Origin of the sequence: Rhizobium sp. BK512 (assembly GCF_014194915.1) — a bacterium.
GTDB lineage: Bacteria > Pseudomonadota > Alphaproteobacteria > Rhizobiales > Rhizobiaceae > Rhizobium.
The window spans coordinates 206,344-227,395 of the sequence record NZ_JACIAS010000009.1; the positions used below are offsets into that span (position 1 = coordinate 206,344).

A 21,052-nucleotide genomic window follows, 5' to 3' on the forward strand; every position below is an offset into this window, starting at 1 on the left:
AGAGAGAGCCATGACCTGGAACAGGATGACGGAGTTTGCTCCCATCGGCCTGGTTTTCGCAGACCGTCGACGCAGCAGGATCATTCGCACCCTTGGTGATGCGGCAGCCACTCTCCTTCGAGACTGGCCGTCCGACGACGGCGAGGAATATAAGACTGCGGTCAAGGCCTGCGCGGACGCAATCAGCGGCGAGATCGAGCCGGCCGAATTCCGCAAACGTCTTATTCGCGCCGCCGGCGAGGCGGGCATTACGGCATTTTCGATCGTCCATTGATCCGCGTTCGGCGGGTTGCTCCGCAGAAGTTCCGATCCAGACGCGTCACCGGGACTGGATCGGTTCTAAGACTTGTCTTGCGTTGCGACCAACAGTTCGCGCTTCGGACCGGCCTTGGCCGTCGCAACCGGAAAGACGTCAAGATCGAGACGGTGTGCCTCCATGGGAATCCACGATCGCACCTGCCGCAAGCGGTCAGGGTCGATTCGGGCACTGAAGACGCCGGGCGTGTCCTGCGCTCGCACCAGGATCTGTCCCCAGGGATCGCAGATCATCGAATTCCCAAACATGTGCCGTTCCTCGCCCGCAGGCGTCGTGTAGGACCCGCATTGACCGCAGGCGACCATGAAAGCCTGGAACTCGATGGCGCGCGCGCGGCAAAGGACCTCCCAATGAAATTTCCCGGTCTGTGTCGTGAAGGCTGCCGGCAGGATGAAGACGTCTGCTTTCTCGGCTGCCAGTCGATCGAACAATCGCGAGAAACGCAGATCATAGCAGATGCAGCAGGCAATCCTGAATCCGCGGAGCTCGTAGATCAGCAGCTGGTTGCCGGGCGCAACCGTCTCCGATTCGGCGTAGCGTTTCCCATCCGGGGCGATGATGTCGAAGAGATGGACCTTCCTGTATGTTCCGATCTGGCTTCCATTGGCATCGAAGATGACGCTCGTATTGAAGATCCGGTCATGGCCCGGCACGCTTTCCAATATGCTGCCGGCATGGATCGCAACCCCATGTTCGGCAGCGAAGCGCTGGATCATCTGGTGGGCCCGCCCGCCGGGCACGAGATCGGCAGCGGCCGTCTTCTCGGCCACCGTTCCCCCTGTCCAGTCGAAATGTTCCGGCAGCACGATCAGATCCGGTTTTTCCTTCTGGACGGCCTTCAGCATCAGGCGCCGGGCCTCGGCGAGATTATAGGCGCGGTCGGGGCGGGAATTCAGCTGGATCATCGAGATTTTCATGCAAGGTCCTCATGCTCGAAGGCAAAGATGGAGCGGCCGGCGGCAAGGTGCTTGCGCAGCACAGCCGACCGCCGCTGGCGGGCAATCGCCAGGTCCGCCAGTTCGCGCATGCGCTCGACTTCGGCGGCGAAGACGCCTTCACTATCGGCGAGAACCGCATAACCGGGCAGGATTGCCGCCGTCCCGCAGGCGATCGGAACATTGATCGAGCCGCCGACGGAGACGGCCCGGTTTGTCGTGCGCGACGATACACCGCGGCACCAGACGGGCAGGCCGAGCGCAGCGATCTCCTCGATATCGGTACAGGGCCCGTCGATGACGATACCGCTGGCGCCTTTCGCCTTTGCGGCCGTCGCCACGCCGCCGCCGACGCAGGCGATTTCGTCGCGATCGACCCGCGAAATGACCAGCATGTCTCCCGGTCTCAGCATGTCGATTGCCCGGTAGATGATGGTGCCGTCGCGGCCTGGCGCCGCGACGGTCAAGGCCGGGCCGAACGCCCGGCAGGGAAAGACGGGACGGACATTGTCACCCACGAAGCCCAGATGCTCCACATGTCCGATCGTGGCGGTTTCGACGGCCGGAAGCATGTCGAGGAGATCCGGGGGTAGGCTTAGCAGGTGTTCATGGGCCCGGTAGAAGGGTGTCATGTCACGGTCTTTCCTGAAACGATGTCAGATGGGGCGTTCGCCGGACGTGGTCGTGCGGTGCATGATGCGGATCGACGCCGGGTCGAAGGAATCGCGCCGATGCATCGTGCATCGGTTGTCCCACATCATGATGTCGCCCTCCTCCCATTGCTGAACGAAGACCTCCTGCTCATTGGTGGTGTGATCCCAAAGCTCGGCCAGCAGCGCCTCGCTCTCGTCGAGCGGCATGCCGACGATCCAGGCCTTGTCGGCGGTGCCGCCGAGATAGAGTGCCTTTCTGCCGGTTTCGCCATGGGTGCGCACAAGCGGATGGACCATGCCGCTCCATTCGCGGAAATCCTTGCTCGTCGGCTCGGTCTTTCCAAGCCTGAGCTTGCCGGTCTTGTCATAGACGTTCTGGAAGAAGATCTGCCGGCCGTCGACGAGCTTTCGCAGGGCAGCCGGCAACGTCTCGTAGGCCATGTAGGTGGAGAGGAAATAGGTGTCGCCCCCCGACGGCGGGATCTTGACGGCACGAAGAATTGCCCCGGCAGGTGGCCTTTCGTAAAACCAGGTATCGGTATGCCAGGTCGCCTCGCTGTTGCCCATGGCGCCGGTCGGCTTGCCGTCCTGCGTCGCATTGCTGATGACGAGGATTTCCGGATGGGTCGGATGGCCGCCTTCCTGGAGCTGCTTCGGGTGAATGACGAACTCGCCGAAATTACGCGAGAAGGCCACCTGGTCGGCATCGGTGATGCGTGTGTTCTTGAAGCGCAGGACACCATATGTGAGCCAGTAGTGGCGCACTTCGTCGATATCATGTGCATCGTAATCGTTAAAATCGAACCCCGCGATGTCGGCGCAGACATTACTTTGCGCCTGCTCCGCCTTCAGTCTTTTCTTCAGCATTTCCATTCTCCTTCTGTTGCCCCCTGTCGAGGTCATCATGACGCTACGTCTGCTCAGTGCCGGGCTCCAACGTCATTGCCCGGTGATTGATGGCGACGACCGATAGATGCCCTCAGACTGCCAGGAGGCGCACATCGGACGGATTGACGGCGAGCGTCACCATCTGACCAGGTGCCAGAGCGTGTCCGGCGGCGATCGGGGGATGCTGCAGGACCAGCCGGTGCCCAAGGCCGATGACGACCTCCAGTTCCTGATGGGCACCGAAGTCCGTCACCCGCCGCAACGTGGCTTCGAGCCGGTTCATGCCGGGCGGCACGTCGTCGACGCCGACCAGCCTTACATTCTGGGGTCTGACCGAGCAGAAGCCGACAGAGGCGGGACTGTCAGCGCCCGCGCCGGCGAGGATGACCGGACCACCTTCTATCGAGAGTTTGTAGCCCGCCGCTGACCGGGAATAGGCCGATACCGGCAGGATGTTCGACTGCCCGATGAATTCGGCAACGAAGCGTGAAGCGGGATGGCGGTAGATGTCGCCTGGTACGCCCTGCTGGGCGATCGTTCCACCCTCCATGACGACGATACGGTCGGACATGGCCATGGCCTCCTCCTGATCGTGCGTCACATAGACGAATGTCATGCCGAGCCTTTCGTGGATCTCCTTGAGTTCAGCGCGCATGGCCTCCCTCAGCTTGAGGTCGAGATTGGACAGGGGCTCGTCGAGCAACAGCACCGAGGGCTGGGGCGCGATCGCCCGGGCGAGCGCAACACGTTGCTGCTGTCCGCCGGAGAGCTCCCTGGGATAGCGGTCGGAAAAACCCTCGAGATGGACACTGCGAAGCGCGCTCTCGACAATGGCCTTCATCTCGGGACGGGCGACGCCACGCATGCGCAGTCCGAAGCCGACATTTTCGGCGACGGTCATGTGGGGAAAGAGCGCGTAGTTCTGGAACACCAGGCCGAGATTGCGCTTTTCCGGCGGCACCTTCATCTGGCTGCGTCCGCGGATGCGGATATCGCCGCGACTGGGCATGCTGAAGCCGGCGATCATGTTCAGGGTGGTCGTCTTGCCGCAGCCCGAAGGGCCGAGAATACTGACGAATTCGCCTTTGGGGATCTGGAGGTCGATATCCCGGACCACAGAAACCTGACCGAAGGACTTTCTCACCTGCTGCAGTTCGATATCGAATTCGCTCATTTGCTTCCTCCATGAAGTTGCGCCGAAAAGCCACCAAGTTTTTCGAAGGCCAGGATCACCACGAGGATAAAAACCATCGAAGCGACATTGACGGCCGCCATGATCGGATCGAGGCTGTATTCGAGGTGATTGATGACGGCGATCGGCAGAGTCGTGTCTCCGGGGCGCACCAGGAAGACCGACAGCGGAATGTTGTTGAACGAGATGATGAAGGCGAAGGTCACGCCCGACAGCACACCCGGCTTGATCAGGGGCAGGACGACATAGAACAGCCGCTGGGCCCTGCTTGCACCGAGGATCTGTGCCGCCCGATCGAGATTATCGTCAAAGTTTACGAGCGCGCCAACCGCCATTCGCATCACGAAGGGCAGCGCGAGCACGACATGGGCTGCAATCAGGGCCGGCGTGCCGAGCAGGTTCTGCAGGCCGATGATCGACAGGAACAGGACGATTGCCACCCCCTTGACGATCTGTGGAACCGAAAGGGGCGATAGCAGCGCCGCCATGATGACGCTCGAGCCCGCAACCCGCTCATAGACGAGGGCGAGGGCTGCGAGGGTTCCAAGCACCCCGCTGATGGCTGCGACGAGCACGGCGATCCTGACGCTCAACAGGAAAGGCTGGACCCAGCGCTCGTCGAAAAGGCCGCCATACCAGATCGGCGTCCAGTCCCATGGCCGAAAGCTCACGGCCGCGGTCGGGCTCAGCGACGCCGCGACGACGACAACGAGCGGGAGCGTGATGAAGGCCAGCACCAGTGCCAGCGTGAGCCAGAAGCCGAATGCGATTGTCCTGGTCATTTCCCGTCTCCCTCTCGTTGTGACCGGCGCTTTTTGAGACGCGCCTCAAGGCCGAGTCCGGCAAGCGAAACGGTGAGCATCATCGCCAGCAATGCGATCGCCATGACGCTTGCAAACGGCCAGTCGATGTAGAACAGGACCTGTTCCGAGATCATCGTCGCCAGGACCTTGAAACGCGCGCCGCCAAGCAGAGCCGGCGTCGCATAGGCGCTGGCCGCCATGGTGAAGCTGATCAGCAGCGAGCTGACGATGCCGGGCACCGACAGCGGCAGGACGATATGGCGCATAACGGAGGCCCTGGAGGCGCCCAGCATCTGCGCTGCCCGTTCCAGGTTGACGTCGATGCCCTGGATGCTTGTCATCAGCGACAGGATGCCAAAAGGCAGCACGACATGGGTAAGCCCGACGACGACGGCAAACAGGCTTTTCGACAGGGGAAGAGGCGCCGTTATCAGGCCGACATGGATCAGGACATCATTGATGAAGCCGCGATCTTCCAGAATGATCAGCCAGCCATAGGTGCGCAGGACGACGCCTGCGAGTTCGGGCGTCAGCGCCAGGGCAAAAACGAGCGTGCGCCAGCGTGATCGCGAGCGGGCGAGGAAATAGGCCACGGGATAGCCGAGAAGCGTAACGGCGACGGCAACCAGGGCGGACATGACGGCTGTGCGGGCAAATCCGGCGAGAGACAGGCCATCAACGAAGAAGCGCTCGTAGTTTGCAAATGTTGGCGTCAGCGAACGGCTGTCGAGAAAGCTCATGCCGATCATCACGCCCATTGGAAGGGCAAAGAAGACCGTCAGCAGCAGACAGGAGGGGGCCAGCAGCATCGGTGCCGTGGCTCGGACGGAAAGACGCCCGGGTGAGGGCGGGGCGGTTGCGACAAACACTGTCATGACACGTCCTCACCGGGCCTGCGAGACGACGTCCCGCTCCCATCGTTGGCCCCATTCGGCAAGCCTGTCGCCCAGCACCGTCAGATCCGGCAGCCGGAGCGATCTCATGGCCTCGGGGGTTGTGACCTGGCGGCTGCGAAGTGCCTCGGGCACCTCGATATCCATGCGCGCGCTGCCGACCTTGTAGCCTGCTACCCAGGCCTCCTGGCTGGTCTTTTCGAGAAAGAAATCGATGAAGGACCTCGCTGCCGCCTTGTGTTCGGAGCCGGCAGGTATGTTCAATGTCGCCAGAAGCGGGATCGTCCCTTCCTTCGGCCGGACATAGTCGACCGGCAGGCCCTCGTCCACCAGCAGCTGGGCGCGACCATTCCAGAACGGCATTGCCCAGACGGTTGCGTCCTTGATATAGCTTTCGAGAATGGCGGAAGACTGCTCGAAGCCGATCGACTGCCCGGAAAGCTTGGCCATTGCCGCAAAACCGGGATCGATATTGTCGATGAGTCCACCGCCCTCGGTGACGGACATCATCTCCAGGAGGTAGACGGCCATGATGTTCTGGAAGGTCGGCAGAACCACCTTTTTCTTGAGATCGGGCGAAAGCAGATCGGCCCAGGACGTCGGCGCAGCGGCCAATTTGTCGGTCCTGTAGAGCAGCGCCATGTACTGGACTTCATGCACGGCGCCGCAGGGGCCGGCGGCGTTCTGAAGGCTTCGCGTCAGCGACCCGAGATTGGGGATCTCGGAGACGTCCAGCTTGTCCAGCAAACCGTCGCGGCAGCCCTGCAGCGACTGGGAGGCCGTCATGACGACGACATCGAAACCCGGATGTCCATCGCTCGCCTTGATCTTGGCGTAGTCCTGGGAAGCAGAGCCGACAGCATCGTAGACGACATCGATGCCGGTCTTGCGTTCGAAGGGCTCGATAATGGCCTGCCGGATGATCGCTTCATAGGGGCCGCCATAACTGTTGACGACAAGTGTCTCGGCATTGGCAAGCTCAGGCAGGCAGATCGCCAGGGCTGCATAGAATATGGCTGAGGACTGGATGGTCGGCACGTCTGTTCTCCCGGTTGGATGAGTTCCCGGAAAAAGAGTGACGGTACGGACTCCACTGGTCTAATCGGAACCGCCAGGAATTAACGGCTGATCTCCATTGATAACAGAGGCTCGAAGCAGCAGGACTGCGGCCGAGCGCCCCATGCGGCGAAGAAGAACGCAGCCTGTGACATCACATGAGCATCCCCGCGTGCTTCCGCCTTGAGCGGACAACAGCCGTCGGCGTCGCGCGACGCAGGCGGTGGTGACGGGCCCGTCGAGCTTTCAACGCCGGACTGAGGTCTCCCCCTCGGTATCAGAGGTTGCAATTTTGACGAAAAACATCCTATGCTGTTGCAAGGGGCCCGGGTGCAGCGTCAGTGAGGGACGCGACGATGGAGATCTGGTTCGACAGGTTGACGGAAGGGCTTTCTCTTGCCCGTGACGAAGTCAGTGCCACATCGGTCCTTGCGCGGCTGACCGCTGAGGCGGGCTTTACTTTATATTCCTATCTCGTCCTTCGTGCCGATCACGCGGCGGCGCTTTCCAACTATCCTTCCGAATGGCAAAGGCGATATCTCGAGCGATGTTACGCCCATGTCGATCCGGCGATCCGGGGCGCCAGAGCAGGGATGAAAGCCTTCCGTTGGTCGAGCACGACCTTCGACGGTGCCAAAGAGCAGCGCCGGTTCATGGCCGAAGCGGTCGAGTTCGGGATCCGGTCCGGCCTCACCATCCCGGTGCATACCGGCTATGGCGGTCTTGCATTGTTTACACTGGCCTCGGGCGAAGGCGACGCCAGTCAGCTACCCGGCCTCGATCCCGTTATCGCCGCCGCAACGATCGCGCAGCTCCACGTCCGCCTCAGCATGCTCAAGCTTCACACTACGACCAGGCCCGATATCAGGCTGAAGCTCGAAGAACTTTGCTGTCTGCGCTGGTCGGCGGAGGGCAAGTCGATGGAAGCAATCGCCGTCATCGAGAACATGGCCTACGCCAATGTGGTCTTCCATCTTCGAAACGCCAAGGCAGCACTGGGGGCGACCACGTTGCCGCAGGCAACGGCACTCGCCAAGGAATTCGGATTGATCTGAGGCACGAGCCCGTGCCCCAAGATGGGCTCTAGCGTCTTTCGTCAAGCCTGGAGAGGTCCACACGCATGACCGCGCCACCGATGTCGCCCTCACGCAGAGGATCATCTGTCGGCGCCAGGGGAGGGGCCGGTTGGCGACTGGCGTCTTCGTCGGGAGCGAGTGCTTTTGCCGGTGCACGCTCGGCTGTTTTGACGCCCTCGAAAACCTTCAAACCCTCGAAATATCCGGATTTCCACGAAAGCACCGCGTCCTCGAAGATCAACCGGGACGCTTCCCTTCCTTGCGGATTTCCATACCAAGCCGCAACGACGCGCATCACATGGCTGAAAAGGCCCGAGCCGCGCTTCAGGTTCTGGCACGGGTCGAAAAGATCCGCATCGATCTCCTCGACCTGCCTCGCGCCAAGTCCGGCCGGCATCTGCGTTACGCCGACCCTGACGACGGCGTGACCGGCATACTGGCGCACCAGGGATATCGCCTGGCCGATATCGGCCGGCTTTGGCAGCACCAGTAGCCGGTCTCCGGACATGACCGTGACCGCGAGCGGATCCGCAGATCCTGCTGCCGCCAGAAAATGCTCGACGACGGCAGGTGTCAAAGTAGGGTCGGCACATTGCGCAATCAGGCTGGCGTCCATGATGACAGTCCCTGAATCATGTGTTGAAGGAAAAGAGGGCCGGCTTGCCGAAGAGCCTCGCCCAGGCCAGGATGGTCGCGCGCTGGACTGCAACGATCGACGTGCCCGACGTCCACCAGCCGTTGCCGATCGCCACCACCAGATCGGGGTCGGACCACATGGACTGCAGGATCGGCCAGATCAGCAGCTGTTCGTAGCAGATCAGGATGGTCACGCGTTGACCGGCTACCGTCTGCTCGGCCTTCCCAAGCATATGTGCATGGGCGCCGCCGCTTTCTCCCATCCAGCCTCGCCAGGGTGCCCACATGGCAATCGGCACCGGCATGCGCTGGCGGTAGACGACGCGGCTTTCGGCCTTGCCGATGCTGACGACGACATTGTCGTAGCCTGATGCGTCGGCGAGGGAGGCGCCGGCAAGGACGGTGACGTTCCAATCGGCAAGCGCGTTGCGCCACAGGTGATCGACGGCCGGCGTCCAGAAGCCCAGCGCGCCTTCCGGCAGGACGACGACGCTGCTGGCGCCAGCCTGCGCCTTGCCAACCGTCGCGATGAGATGCCGCTGCAACGGCAGAGAGAGGTCGCGGCCGAGGGCAGATCCCAATTGCAGGTCGACGCCCTGCCAGCCCACCGGTACCGGCCTGTCCTTCCAGGTAGAGGCCGACCAGAGCCAGGCACCGGCAAGCACGATCGCGCCGAGCGGGCGAAAACGCGTGGCAAGAACCGCAAGACCGGCAGCGCCGGCCACCAGCCCCGCAAGGCCCCAGCCTGCAAAGAGAACTCCGGCCGCGGTCAACGGGCTCGCCCAACCGCTGATCCCGAAGGGCGGGACCATCATGAGGGTGGTGGCGAAAAGGTAGCGGCAGGCTCTCCTCCATCCTGACGCCTGCGTCCAGGAGAGCATGTGGATGCCGACGAAGAGGATCGAGGCTGCAAGCCACAGGAAAAGTCCCGGCCAGAGGTCGGTTGCGTAATAGGTTGCCACGCCTTGCGGCAGGGCGCGCGACGCCGACAGGAAATATAAGCAGGATACGGCGCCGGCCTGCCGGCGGTCGCGGCAGAGCGACCAGATCGCCGGAAACGCCATGGCCGCAGGAAGCATGTCGACGGCACCGCACCAGCCGATCCAGCCCGCCGCGATAGAGGTGACGACGAGTAGGGGAAAGCGCAGCGGTTCCATGCGCGAGCGCAAGCGGCGCTTTCGGTCAGGGCGCACAGGTTGCGACCTCTCTTGCCAGCCCCAGAATGCCTGAGGCCGGGACCGGCCCGAAATAGCGCGAATCAAAGGAGGCTTCGAAAGGCGAGTGGAGGAAGACCTGACCGGCCGGCACCGGCCCTCCCGGCCAGGCCGTCAGGGGCCTGCCGCGTCCATCGGCCGCCATCGGCCGGGATTGTTCGAGCAGGGCGCCGTCGATGACGACGCCGCCGCTGAGCTTGATTGTCTGGCCGGCGGTTGCGACGACAGACTTGATGAGCGGCGCGTAGCCTCCAGGGCACGGGCCTGGCCGCAGGTAACCGCGCCTTCTGGCCTCGCGCATGTCCGCGCGCTGCGGCGGGCAGATGAAGACGCGCGCGCCGGCGAGCGCCTGCCTGTCGAGCGGTGCGATACGCCAAAGGCCGATCGGCTCGCTCGGGGTCAGATTGAGCCGCAGCCCGAACTGATGGAGAAGGGCGAGACCCGCGGCCAATCCGACGAACACCGAAATTGCGTGGATGCCACGAGCCCATGCGATAGGAAAATTGTGACCGCCGATCGACCTTGCCTCCTGGGTCATCGTGAACCTGCCTCGGCACCTCGCAGGATCTCCTGCCCTAAAACGCTGAGGCGGCGTTCGGTGCGCGGACTGTCGTCACCGGACACCGCGTCAGGTCGGGCAGATTTCATCATTCCGGCTACCATCGGTTAAGCCTCCTTCTCCGACATGAGTTCGTTCCAGCTGACGGGCTTTCTCGGCGCGATCCTGACTGCGACAGCCGCAAGACGGCATTTTCGGTCAGTCTGGCGCGCCCTTTGATCTGTCCCTTCGCTACGGTCCGGATCATGGCCAAAGCGGTCGACTGGGCCAACTCGCATTTCTGTCAGTAGATGGGCGGGCCGATCTGAAGGATCGTCGCAGGGTCGAAACTGCCCGACAGGAGCATCTCGAATGAGGAGGCCATCCTGCACGATCCGCGCCGCGGTTGCCGGCCTGCGGAACGATGTGAAACAAGCCGCGATCGGCAAAGACGAGGGCATCGGCCGTCTTGCGGCGGCAATCGGCGGCAAGGTCGTCTGCGATGGCACATAGGATCATCCTGCCGGTTCTTGCCCTTGGGCTGATGCTGAGCGCAACGCTCCTGACGATGGGGATGGATGTGACGCTTGCCGATTTGGGCAAGACCGGCGCCAGCCGGCGCGCTCTGGCAGGCATCGGCCTGGCTCTGCCCTTTGTCTCTGCCGCGGCGACAGGTCTTGCCCTGCTCTTTGCCTGTGCCGGGTCGGCGGCAATCCGGCACGCCGGCGCGGGTGTCGTTACAGGCGCCATGTCGAGCCTCGCTATCGCAGCGTTCGAGCAGGCCGCGCGACACGCCACAGTCATGCCATCAGCCAGGTCAGTCGCATCCTATATCGATCCCCCGACGATGATCGGCGCTTGTGCGCTTCTGCTCTCGGCTGCTTTCGGCCTACGGGTCGTGGTTGCAGGCAACGCAGCTTTTGTCCGCCCGATCCCGAGGCGGACGCGTGGCAGACGTGCAGTTCACGGCGAGGCCGAGTGGATGTCATTGTCCCAAGCGCAAGCGCTCTTTACCCCGACCGGTGGCATCGTCATCGGCGAATGTTATCGCGTGGATCGGACCGACGTTGCCGGCCGGCCATTTCAGGCAAGCGACAAGGAGAGCTGGGGTCCCGGCGGCAGGCAGCCCCTTCTCTGTTTTGATTGCTCGTTCGGTTCGACCCATGGAATCGTCTTTGCCGGATCCGGCGGTTTCAAGACGACGTCGGTGACCATCCCCACCGCCCTCAAATGGGGCGGCACGCTCGTCCTGCTCGATCCTTCCAACGAGGTAGCCCCGATGGTAGCAACGCACCGGCAGGCAGCAGGTCGCCGGATCAAGATCCTCGATCCGCATCAGCCCGCTGTCGGCTTCAACGCGCTCGACTGGATAGGCCGCTTCGGCGCGTCGAAGGAGGAGGATATAGCAGCGATCGCCTCCTGGATCATGAGCGACAGCGGACGGAGCGGCGGCCTTCGCGACGATTTCTTCCGCGCATCGGGGCAGCAGCTGCTGACCGCAATGATTGCCGATGTCTGCCTGTCGGGGCAGACCGACGGGGACCGGCAGACGCTGCGGCAGGTGCGCGCCAATCTTGCCGAACCCGAACCGCAACTGCGCCGGCGCCTGGAGGGGATCTACGAGAGGTCGGGTTCCGAATTCGTGCGAAGCAACGTCGCCGTCTTCGTCAACATGACGCCGGAAACCTTTTCCGGCGTCTATGCCAATGCCGTCAAGGAAACGCATTGGCTTTCCTATGAAAATTACGCAGCCCTGGTGTCCGGCTCGAGTTTTTCGACCGATGAGCTCGCCTCCGGGACAACCGACGTCTTCATCAATATCGACCTGAAGACGCTCGAGACGCATGCCGGACTCGCGCGCCTGATCATCGGCTCCTTCCTGAACGCGATCTACAACCGCGACGGCGTCGTGAGCGAACCTTCGCTTTTCCTCCTCGATGAGGCGGCCCGTCTCGGCTATATGCGCGTCCTGGAAACGGCAAGGGACGCCGGCCGCAAATATGGCATCACGCTGGCGATGATCTACCAGTCGATCGGCCAGATGCGGGAAACCTATGGCGGTCGGGATGCTGCGAGCAAATGGTTCGAGAGCGCGAGCTGGATTTCGTTTGCGGCGATCAACGATCCGGAGACCGCCGACTATATTTCGCGCCGCTGCGGCATGACGACCGTGGAGGTCGACCAGGAAAGCCGCAGCGTGCAGGCGAGGGGATCGTCGCGCACGCGCTCGAAACAGCTGGCGCCACGCCCGCTGATCCTGCCTCACGAAGTGCTGCAGATGCGCGCCGATGAGCAGATCATCTTCACAGCGGGCAACCGCCCGCTCCGCTGCGGGCGAGCGATCTGGTTCCGAAGAGCCGACATGCGCGTCTGCGTGCACGAAAACCGTTTCCACAGAAACACGCCGCGATAGTTCGGGGGCCGTTGGCCGTTACCAACGAGGAACTGCTGACGCGATCGCCGCTTCGACATCCTGATGGTGCAGGCAAGGCCCCGCCTTTCGGCGGGGCGCTCGGTCTCAGTCCTGGCTGACGCGGCGCGACCAGATCAGCTGGTATCCCCCTTCCCCCTCGATCTCCGAGAGCGTTGCGTAGATCGGAGCTGAGAAGCTCGGATCGTCGAGCTTGACCGAGAGATAGTCGCGGCCCTGTTCGGAGGTTTTCTTCCAGGCGGCGCCGAGTTCGACGGGACCGGCCAAGACGCGGTAGTGCGGGCCCTTGTCTGTGGGATTGTCGATCCGGGCGATGCGGGCCTTGACGTTGAGGGCGAGGGTGCGGATCGAGCCGGAGAAGCCATTTTCGATGCTGGTGAAGGTACCGATGCTTGCCATTTTCCTGTTCCTTTCGCTGTTTCGGGCCGCGCCCATCGCGGCCTCGATGGCTGTCGAAAAGACCGGGAACGAGCGGACCGCACCCATAGGGCCGAAATGCAATGGAGGACGGCAAGTCGCAATTTTGTGAGTGGGTGCGAAATGACGGCGATAGCCGGCAGGGGTCAGAAAATTGCGACTGCCGTTGCGGCTGGACGATCGAGGCGTAGCCGCTTTCCGGTCAGACAGGGGCATCGAGCCCGCGCATGGGGCGACAAAAAACAATCCGGCAACGGGCATTGGCAAAGCCTGCGCCTGCGCCTGCGCCGAAGCGGCGCGGCGGCAGCACCAGATACGCTCGACAGCAGAGAGGCAGCCTCGGCCGACCCTTCCCGTCACAAGCCTGCGTTGCCCGCTCCTGGCTGATCGGCGCAGCGGGGCTGCGTCTGACGTTAGAGCAAACGACACCCCGGCCAGTTTCGACGCGCTACGGCTAACCTGTCGGTCTCATGCGGCGGACACGGGAACGAAAACTCGGAAAGGCAATGGATGACGCGATCGGCTTCAGATGGCGATTTTCGATCGCATTGCCTAGTCGCAATGCGGTGGATGCTTGACGCAGGACGGCAGCAGCGGCTGCTGTCAGCTGGAGTGTCTGGGACGAAACGGTGCCTCTGCCCCCGGCATTGCCGCGGGCAGAGGTGGCGCGTTTGCCCCTCAGGCTCGCATCACTTGTTCATCGCATCCTTGAGGGCCTTGGCCGGCTGGAAGCTCAGCTTCTTTGCGGCCGCAACCTTGATCGTGGCGCCGGTCGAGGGATTGCGCGCCTCGCGTTCCGGCGTCGCCTTTACCTTGAACTTGCCAAAGCCAGGCAGCGATGTCTCGTTTCCGGCAAGGGCCGCCTCGGTGATCGAAGCCAGGACGGCCTCGACGATCGCTTTGCCCTGGACCTTTGTCAGGCCGTGCGCGCCGGCGATCTTGTCTGCGATTTCATTTGTCGTCGTCATGTCGGTCTCCGCGTCATCTGTGGGACAAGATCTCTGCCATCGGCAAATCTCTTTGTCATGAGGCCGGGGCTGATCCTTAGGCCGGCAGCCGGATTTTCCACAGCTTCCGGCCCATGCGTCGTCGCCAGCTGTTCGTGTCGCATGGCCGAAAAATATGGGTGATGATGCCCGACCGGCCGAAGCCAAGGAGCGAGCGCCCCCAAGAGGAGGTTTTTCCCTTGCGAAGGAGGCGATCAGGATAAACCCCGTGGTCTCAGTTATGCTCATGCGCCATGGACAGCATGTGGCGCCAGCGTATGACGTATCCGGCCACGATAAGATGATGCAGCCCCGCCAAGATAAGCCGCCTAGACAGGAAATCGGGGTCGAAAGTGACCATGGGCGTCTCGCGGGTGTAGTGCCGTAGCGTGAAGGTGAACATTTCCTCCCAGCTGCGGCGGACAGCAGAGGTCTCGCAGGCAAGGCCCGGCCGGTATCGATCCATCAATTCTCCGAGCGTCACTTCGCGTCCTCCCGATCGTTGCGGCATCAAAGACATGATACCAATCCAGGTAAGTTGTCCCGCGGCGCTTTCTGGCGGGCGATCCTTACTCAGGCAGCTTTTCCCAACCTTGACGATGAGATCGTCATCGCTGGCTATCATTGGTCCGTCACGTGACTCTGAGGGCCATCGCCGTCGCCGCCGTCAGTGGCGTCTTTGACAAATCCGGCGCACCCAGCCAAGCTGGTCTGGCCATATCGGACTGAAGTCCGGGGCCGGGAACGAACCGGTGGCTCTGGTGTTGATCACTTGTCACGTCAAGGAACCAAAATGCCCGCGTCCGACAAAAACGACCTGGATCTAAGGACGACACCGCATCGACTTTATGGCAAGCGCGCGGTCTGGTGGTCGTTGCTTGCAGTCCTGATATCCGTATTGATCGTGGCCTGCGCCTATTATGAGCTGCGACCGATGATCAATGGGCAGCCGGCGACGCCGGCACCCGTGGAGAACCCGACGGCAAACCAGTGAGCTGCCTCCTCATCGCCTGACTGGTGCTGCAAAGCTCGGATGCGACATTTCGCGTCGGCCTTCGCGGGCCTGCAGCGGGGGACCGTCAGCGTATCGACAATGCCCTGTGCCTGTACGTGACTGGTTTTCAGAAGGCGGTAGAGGTCTTCGAGCATCATGGGAGGATCCCCCTAATCGATAGGGCAGCGTCAGCCTGACTGTCGGCCGACAGATGTTACTCGCGAAGTTCGACATGTAAACTCAAATGCGCCTATACCGAGCGCGGGGGAGTCTTGCGCGGGCGTCGAAAGAGCGATTCCTTTGCACTTGCATGCCGCCAATCAGCGAGCGCAGCGATGCGTCGCGAACTGAAGCTCTTGGCCATTGCAGATCAGGCCTGATCGGCGTCTCCCGTTGGAACGCTTACCGCTTCAGTTCCTCGCAGCCCGCACGCATTTACCGGCTCGCTTGTGGTCAGGCTAGACAGCCGTTCCGTCATGATTGCCTTTGGCGAACCCGGGTCGCTGCGCCGAGGTGCTCAGCAAATGCTTTGCGGTTAGCGGGTCGACAGCCTTGGAAAAGAGATAGCCTTGGCCGAGCAGGCATCCGAGCGATCGCAGATGATCGGCCTGGGCCTGTGTTTCGATGCCCTCGGCGACCACCCGGATGCCGAGCTTCGTCGCAATCGACATGACCCCCTCGACGATGACTGTGCCCGCGTCGGCCGGTACCAGCCGATCGACGAACGACTTGTCGATCTTGATAATGTCTACCGGCACAGTCAAGAGATGGGTCAGAGACGCAAAACCGGTTCCGAAATCGTCGAGCGCGACGCGAAATCCCATCGATCTCAGAACCTTGATCTCGTCGGCCACCACATGGTCTCGTTCGCCGAGATAAACCGACTCGGTCACCTCCAGGATGACGTGACGAAGCGGCACGCCGGCAGCGGCAAAGGCTGCGGTCAACCGGGAGTGGAGATCGTCGGACCGGAAGTCGGCCGCAGACAGGTTGATCCCGACATGCTGCAAAGGCAATCCCATGTTGAGCCATCGTCGCATATCCGCCGAGACCAGGGACAGCATGCGATCGGTCAGCTGTGCGGCGACATGGGCGTCGAGCGTCGCTTCATGAAAATGAGCCGCCGACAGTCGCTCGCCCTTACGGGTTCGCATGCGTGCGAGCGCTTCGAAGCCAACGATTTCTCGCGTATCGAGGCGCAGGATTGGTTGATAATGAGCTTCGATCCTGTTTTCCGACAGTGCGACACCGACATCCCGGATGGCTCGGAAACGGCGGGTGAGGGCCGTCCCCATGCCGACAAAATAGCCGGTATACTGGCCACGGCAGCGCTCCTTGCCGTGATAAAGCGCAATGTCGGCATCGCGCTGCACCTGACTTGCGGAAACGGCGTTTGCCGCCAAGGCACCGCCGATCGTTGCTGCCGGAAAGACGACATGGCCATCGCACTCAGCCGGGCGCTTGATCTCCCGGATCAACGCTTCGGCCTTCGCGGCGAGAGCCGGCATATCGTCTGCATCAACGATCGCCGCAAATTCGTCGCCGCCCAGCCGGAAGCTGTTTTCCATCGAGACGGCAGTCGCCAGTCTGCGCGCCACGGTCTGGAGAAGGGCGTCGCCGGCTGCGTGCCCGAACGTGTCGTTGACAAGCTTGAGATTGTCGAGGTCGGCGAGAAGCAGGCCCCAGGGCCGCACGCCGTTTGCGCCTTCGGACAATTTCCTTTCCGCCAAAACCTTGTTGAAACGGGCCCGGTTGGCGAGAGCCGTCAGCGCATCGGTATAGGTCAGCCTTTCGCGTTCGCAAACACGCTCGTCCCGTTCGATGGCGATCGCACAGAGGTGGACACATGCATTGACGATCTCGCGTTCGCCGTCCGTGGGCTCCCGACCCTCCCGGAAATAAAAGGCGAAGGTCGCGACGACCTTGTCTGCCGCCACGATCGGTGTCGACCAGCACGCCTTGAAGCCGATCGGCACAACGAACTGCTTGTAGTGTTGCCATCGAACGTCGATCTCGATGTCGGTCACGGTGACGGGGATCCCGTAATAGGCGGCAGCGCCGCAAGACCCGACCATCGGACCGATCGGGACGCCCACAAGCCTGCTGGTGTAGCTGGCCGGTAAAGAGGGTGCAGCGATCGGATAGAGTTTTGCGTCCCTGACGGACAGGACGGAGCAGGCAATACCTGGAAAGCGCGCCTCCACCCGCCGGCACAGGTCCTCGATCGTGGCCTGCAATTCTTCGCCCCTGGCGATCATCTCGAGAATGGAATTTTGAAATTGGAGCATATGACCTACCCGCGTCCGATCGCAAGGTTCCCAGATTCGGGTTCATTTGTCGTTTTCGCAATTGCTAAATTTCTAATTTAAACGTGTTGAATTCCGCTCAGGGCAACCCGCACATCGGCCACGAAATCCTTTTCGTACGCTGGCGTACCTTGGCTCGACAGTGTCGCAGGGGACGTTAGATCCGAATGGCTGATGCTGCATCATCAGTGGGAGAAGGGGCTTATTCCATCCTGTTGCGGCCCCTTCTCTATTCCACCTCCGCCTGTTTCGCGCCCGCGGCGGCGCTGTCACTGCAACGCGTTGCCTGCAACGGCCCGGCTCGGGCTTGCCAATCGATCCGACGCTTTTTTTGCACAAGACAAGTGACGGGTATCCAACGGCTATTTCCGCACATGGAAGTTAACTAGAGGATTACTTCTCTCACACGACGGGAGCCACGATCTGGCTTTCTCGAATGGTAAGTCCGCAATGTACTTCGGTAAGACACTAGCAGGATAACGTGCGTCTGCCAAAAAGGCTTGATGAGCTCTTCCCGGAACCCTTTCGGCGAATACTTCTACATACTGCCATTGTTCGCTGATTTCCGGCACAGAAGCCCGCTGACGGGCATGGAGTAACTGGAAGGCTAGTTGCTCGCGGCTGGCCGAACTTCACCTCCGGCGGCCTCGCATTGCGACGATAAAACACGCTTGCAAATGGTCATTTTCTCCTGCAGTTCTTGTTTGTACAAGCGACTGCGAACGGACCGTCCAACATGGTAAAAACATTCGATGGCGTACGGCCGCCCCCAAGCCGGCTCATCGGCTACGCCCGCGTCTCGAGCGAGGATCAGGTCCACGACGCACAGGTGGAGGAACTGCGCGCCGCAGGCTGTCATCGGATCTACGAGGAACATGGCTCCGGCGCATCGCAGGCGCGACCGGTGCTGACAAGGCTGCTTGGCGAACTCACCGCCGGGGACGTGCTCGTAATTGTTCGTCTTGATCGCCTGGCGCGCTCGATAGGCCATCTGATGACGGTGCTCGAGAATCTGGAGAGCCGCGGCGTCTATTTCCGGTCGATCGGCGATCCGATCGATACCGCAGCGCCTCAGGGCGGGTTTTCCCTCCAGGTGCTCGCCGCGGTGGCGCAGCTCGAACGCGCGCTGGTCTCCGAACGGACCAAAGCCGGCATAAAGGCGGCAAAGTCGCGGGGCAAGCGTCCCGGGAACCCCGGCCTGCGAGAGCGGCGCCCGGAAGCGATCAGGGCCGTCTCGCAGGCGAGACAAAAACTTTACCTCGACGAACTGACGGCATCCGCGCAAACATGGCTGCCAGTCGTGCGGCAACTTCGGCCCCAGCACAGCTGGGACAATGTCGTACAGGTACTCAGTCGCCGCGGCCAGGACTGGAGTGTGGAACGCCTGCGTCGCGCCGTGCATCGCATGGTTGGCGAAAAACTGGCAGAACAGGAACTCCTGGCGCGCGCTCCCCGCCGGCCTGCAGAGGACCGTCTGATGAAGTTGGTCGCGGCGATTGCGATCGCTGACCCGGATCTCTCGCTTCGAAAGATCGCAGCGCAGCTCGATCAGATGGGGGAGCGCCCAGCTCGCGGTGGCCAGAAATGGCAGCCGTCCTCGGTTCGCCATTTGCTCGACGAAGCCCATCGGTTCGGCCTCATGCCGCGCTGAAGGCAGCCTCATCGATCGACCTGTTGCACTCGCTTCTCAGGGAACGAGCGCAAGGGCGGGCTCGTGTTGTTTCTCATGTCCCGCAGGCTTGGAACCTGAAGCATGCCTGGCAGTTAGAAACCCCTGTCTCGCAGGAGGATCGTCGATGCATGTTCGCGAAATGATCGAAAACCACCCTAATGTCCACGGCCGATCGGCAGACGCTCTGCTCAGGTGCATCCAAGAATGCTACGCCTGCGCTCAGGCTTGCACGAGCTGCGCGGATGCCTGCCTTGCAGAACCATCCCCGGCCGGACTTGCCCAATGCATACGCCTCAACCTCGATTGCGGCGATATCTGCGCGACGACCGGCATGATCGCATCTCGGATGACCGGCTCCAATATGGAGGTCGTCCACAAGCTCATCGATACCTGCGCCGAGGCATGTCACGCCTGCGAGAGCGAATGCAACGAACATGGCGAAATGCATCGACACTGCCGGATCTGCGCACAGGCATGCAGGCGCTGCTACGAAGCCTGCTTATCCGCCCTGCCGCTTGCGCATTGAGTTTGGTCCAGCTGCAATTGAAAAACGGAAAATTATAAGCGTTCAGCTGCGCGTCCAATCTTGGGCGCAGGCAGGCCGGATCGAGCTTTTAGGAGTTGCATGCCGTTCGAGCCGATCATTGATGAAGCCCCGCGCGTCGCCTGCCTTCAGAGAGCGCCGCCGTCCTCAAGCCTGCAGGATCTTTGCCCTGTCAGCCCGGCGCTCGGTCTCAGTTCGACGCCAATGTGCTTGCCTCATTCCCGTTTGAACCTGCCGTCGAGGCCACGACCTGCCGCGTCGGCGGCACACAGGCTCTACGCGGCCCGTCATAGGGCTGGTAGCTGTTGTCCTCGGCGCGATAGGACTGGTAGCGGGCGGCACACCATGCCGCCGCGGCGCTATCTGCACCATTCGATACCGCCCCGGTCGCGACAACCGTGCCTGAAGAAGCGGCAAAGGGCGACATACAGGTCTTCATCTGTCCGCTATAGGCCCGGTAACTGTTGGTGGCGGCATCAAAAGAGCGGTAATGGCCGGCGCACCAGTTGAGATGCTCCGCCGAAAGCGTCGGCGCCGTTGCCTCGGGTTCCTGGGGGAGCGTCGCCTTCGCGCGAGACGCCACCGCGACCTTCGGCGCGTCGGTGACATAGCTGGAATAGACGGCGGGGATGCGCTCGTAATTCTGGTGGGCAATGTCGACACGAACCGGTTTGGTTGTCCAGAGATCGGGTTGCGAGAGGCTTTCGAACGTGTGAGTCTCGGAATTGGCCAGCACAACGGAGGCGAGCGAGCCGGCTGCAATGCATATGCCGATAGAGCTCGCAATGCCGAACGCGGCGGAAGCGATGGCCTTCATGATCCAATATCCTGCTTGTTTGGAAGGAGATGGACGCGGCGCAAGCCGCGTCCTGGCGCCAGATCAGTTGATGACCTGAATGACCTTGCGGGAAGACGGTTCGACGATGACGCGTTCGTCGTTCACGATCGCATAGGCGTATTTCGGGTTTTCGGGCACTGGCGTCACGACCACCGTTTCGGGCAGCGCCTGGCCGACAACAACCTTCTCCTTGACGACGACTCGCGTGGACGGGGCCGGCGCTTCCTGGACATAGGTGACGACCTTCTGCGGCGGCGGGTCGATCGCGGTACCGACGATTGCACCGGCCACGCCGCCGACGGCTGCGCCGACCGGACCGCCGACGATCGCGCCGGTGACCGCACCGCCTGCTGCCCCATTGACGGTAGACGACTGGGCGAAGGCTGCGCCCGACATGAGGGCAGCCGACACGGCCGCACCGATCATGATCTTATGAAACATCTTATCCTCCTTTGACTGATACCGGTCTGGCGACCGTGGTCAAAGAACGGGCCAATGCTCACCCTGTTCCACGTATCGGACTTTAGTCCGGGGTGAAAATCGCTGCTTTGCCTATCAACCCAAATATCTGCCTTGCCTGCTCTTGCAGTCACTTGCACTGACGGCCCGCTTCTTCGCCGGCTTTGCGGCCGCACGCAAAGCGGCATACCGAGAAAAGATTGAC

22 protein-coding genes are annotated in these 21,052 nt (G+C 62.0%); 6 read left to right on the plus strand and 16 right to left on the minus strand.

Annotated elements, in window-relative coordinates:
* Positions 1–10 precede the first annotated feature (10 nt).
* On the plus strand, positions 11–274 hold the full coding sequence (locus tag FHX06_RS28490) for a DUF982 domain-containing protein (protein WP_112543692.1): 264 nt from the start codon (positions 11–13) through the stop codon (positions 272–274).
* Between the two features lie 65 nt (positions 275–339).
* Here the strand turns inward: FHX06_RS28490 and FHX06_RS28495 are convergent, their stop codons facing one another.
* The 7 genes from FHX06_RS28495 to FHX06_RS28525 all read right to left on the minus strand — a co-directional run bounded on the left by FHX06_RS28495 (position 340) and on the right by FHX06_RS28525 (position 6,718).
* Positions 340–1,233: a carbon-nitrogen hydrolase family protein gene (locus FHX06_RS28495; RefSeq protein ID WP_183881683.1), complete on the minus strand. Its 894-nt coding sequence runs from the start codon at positions 1,231–1,233 to the stop codon at positions 340–342.
* Positions 1,230–1,883 carry an RraA family protein gene (locus FHX06_RS28500; RefSeq protein WP_183849176.1) on the minus strand — a complete coding sequence of 218 codons (654 nt, stop codon included), beginning with the start codon at positions 1,881–1,883 and terminating at the stop codon, positions 1,230–1,232. Before FHX06_RS28500 ends, FHX06_RS28495 begins: the two co-directional genes overlap by 4 nt.
* A 24-nt stretch (positions 1,884–1,907) precedes the next feature.
* A complete protein-coding gene (locus FHX06_RS28505; RefSeq protein WP_183881685.1) occupies positions 1,908–2,771 on the minus strand; it encodes a TauD/TfdA dioxygenase family protein in 864 nt (287 codons plus the stop codon).
* Positions 2,772–2,883: 112 nt separating this feature from the next.
* Positions 2,884–3,966 carry an ABC transporter ATP-binding protein gene (locus tag FHX06_RS28510; RefSeq protein WP_113207821.1) on the minus strand — a complete coding sequence of 361 codons (1,083 nt, stop codon included), beginning with the start codon at positions 3,964–3,966 and terminating at the stop codon, positions 2,884–2,886.
* Positions 3,963–4,766 carry an ABC transporter permease gene (locus tag FHX06_RS28515; RefSeq protein ID WP_112543697.1) on the minus strand — a complete coding sequence of 268 codons (804 nt, stop codon included), beginning with the start codon at positions 4,764–4,766 and terminating at the stop codon, positions 3,963–3,965. Before FHX06_RS28515 ends, FHX06_RS28510 begins: the two co-directional genes overlap by 4 nt.
* Positions 4,763–5,662 (minus strand): ABC transporter permease, encoded by a 900-nt coding sequence (locus FHX06_RS28520; protein ID WP_409564439.1) that lies wholly within the window; start codon positions 5,660–5,662, stop codon positions 4,763–4,765. Before FHX06_RS28520 ends, FHX06_RS28515 begins: the two co-directional genes overlap by 4 nt.
* Positions 5,663–5,671: 9 nt before the next feature.
* Entirely contained in the window at positions 5,672–6,718 is a 1,047-nt protein-coding gene (locus FHX06_RS28525; RefSeq protein WP_113207823.1) for an ABC transporter substrate-binding protein, read from the minus strand.
* 374 nt (positions 6,719–7,092) lie between these two features.
* Here FHX06_RS28525 and FHX06_RS28530 point away from each other — a divergent pair, with 374 nt between their 5' ends.
* On the plus strand, positions 7,093–7,791 hold the full coding sequence (locus tag FHX06_RS28530) for an autoinducer binding domain-containing protein (RefSeq protein ID WP_113207824.1): 699 nt from the start codon (positions 7,093–7,095) through the stop codon (positions 7,789–7,791).
* A 28-nt stretch (positions 7,792–7,819) separates the two neighbouring features.
* Here FHX06_RS28530 and FHX06_RS28535 read toward each other — a convergent pair whose 3' ends face one another.
* The 3 genes from FHX06_RS28535 to traF are packed head-to-tail and all read right to left on the minus strand — an operon-like array spanning position 7,820 to position 10,200.
* A complete protein-coding gene (locus tag FHX06_RS28535; RefSeq protein WP_210300651.1) occupies positions 7,820–8,428 on the minus strand; it encodes a conjugal transfer protein TraH in 609 nt (202 codons plus the stop codon).
* A gap of 16 nt (positions 8,429–8,444) precedes the next feature.
* Entirely contained in the window at positions 8,445–9,605 is a 1,161-nt protein-coding gene (locus FHX06_RS28540) for a conjugal transfer protein TraB (protein WP_183881776.1), read from the minus strand.
* A 25-nt stretch (positions 9,606–9,630) separates the two neighbouring features.
* Entirely contained in the window at positions 9,631–10,200 is a 570-nt protein-coding gene (traF, locus tag FHX06_RS28545) for a conjugative transfer signal peptidase TraF (protein ID WP_113207826.1), read from the minus strand.
* A gap of 372 nt (positions 10,201–10,572) precedes the next feature.
* On the opposite strand from traF, the gene FHX06_RS28550 reads away from it, so the two are divergent.
* Positions 10,573–10,713 (plus strand): hypothetical protein, encoded by a 141-nt coding sequence (locus FHX06_RS28550; RefSeq protein ID WP_162735839.1) that lies wholly within the window; start codon positions 10,573–10,575, stop codon positions 10,711–10,713.
* On the plus strand, positions 10,703–12,613 hold the full coding sequence (traG, locus tag FHX06_RS28555) for a Ti-type conjugative transfer system protein TraG (protein ID WP_113207827.1): 1,911 nt from the start codon (positions 10,703–10,705) through the stop codon (positions 12,611–12,613). Before FHX06_RS28550 ends, traG begins: the two co-directional genes overlap by 11 nt.
* Positions 12,614–12,718: 105 nt before the next feature.
* Here traG and FHX06_RS28560 read toward each other — a convergent pair whose 3' ends face one another.
* The 3 genes from FHX06_RS28560 to FHX06_RS28570 form a co-directional block, all read right to left on the minus strand.
* The gene (locus FHX06_RS28560) at positions 12,719–13,030 is read right to left on the minus strand and encodes a DUF736 domain-containing protein (protein ID WP_113207828.1); all 312 of its coding nucleotides are present in this window, start codon (positions 13,028–13,030) and stop codon (positions 12,719–12,721) included.
* Between the two features lie 707 nt (positions 13,031–13,737).
* A complete protein-coding gene (locus tag FHX06_RS28565; protein WP_113207829.1) occupies positions 13,738–14,016 on the minus strand; it encodes an HU family DNA-binding protein in 279 nt (92 codons plus the stop codon).
* 253 nt (positions 14,017–14,269) lie between these two features.
* Entirely contained in the window at positions 14,270–14,554 is a 285-nt protein-coding gene (locus FHX06_RS28570) for a hypothetical protein (protein WP_183881687.1), read from the minus strand.
* 273 nt (positions 14,555–14,827) lie between these two features.
* Here FHX06_RS28570 and FHX06_RS28575 point away from each other — a divergent pair, with 273 nt between their 5' ends.
* On the plus strand, positions 14,828–15,028 hold the full coding sequence (locus FHX06_RS28575; RefSeq protein WP_162735823.1) for a hypothetical protein: 201 nt from the start codon (positions 14,828–14,830) through the stop codon (positions 15,026–15,028).
* A gap of 458 nt (positions 15,029–15,486) precedes the next feature.
* Here the strand turns inward: FHX06_RS28575 and FHX06_RS28580 are convergent, their stop codons facing one another.
* Entirely contained in the window at positions 15,487–17,316 is a 1,830-nt protein-coding gene (locus tag FHX06_RS28580) for an EAL domain-containing protein (protein ID WP_113207832.1), read from the minus strand.
* A gap of 754 nt (positions 17,317–18,070) precedes the next feature.
* On the opposite strand from FHX06_RS28580, the gene FHX06_RS28585 reads away from it, so the two are divergent.
* Positions 18,071–18,985 carry a recombinase family protein gene (locus tag FHX06_RS28585; RefSeq protein ID WP_113207833.1) on the plus strand — a complete coding sequence of 305 codons (915 nt, stop codon included), beginning with the start codon at positions 18,071–18,073 and terminating at the stop codon, positions 18,983–18,985.
* 755 nt (positions 18,986–19,740) lie between these two features.
* Here FHX06_RS28585 and FHX06_RS28590 read toward each other — a convergent pair.
* Together FHX06_RS28590 and FHX06_RS28595 are read right to left on the minus strand one after the other, a co-directional pair.
* Entirely contained in the window at positions 19,741–20,367 is a 627-nt protein-coding gene (locus FHX06_RS28590) for a BA14K family protein (protein ID WP_113207835.1), read from the minus strand.
* Between the two features lie 63 nt (positions 20,368–20,430).
* Positions 20,431–20,829: a DUF1236 domain-containing protein gene (locus FHX06_RS28595; protein ID WP_112543709.1), complete on the minus strand. Its 399-nt coding sequence runs from the start codon at positions 20,827–20,829 to the stop codon at positions 20,431–20,433.
* Between the last annotated feature and the right edge of the window lie 223 nt (positions 20,830–21,052).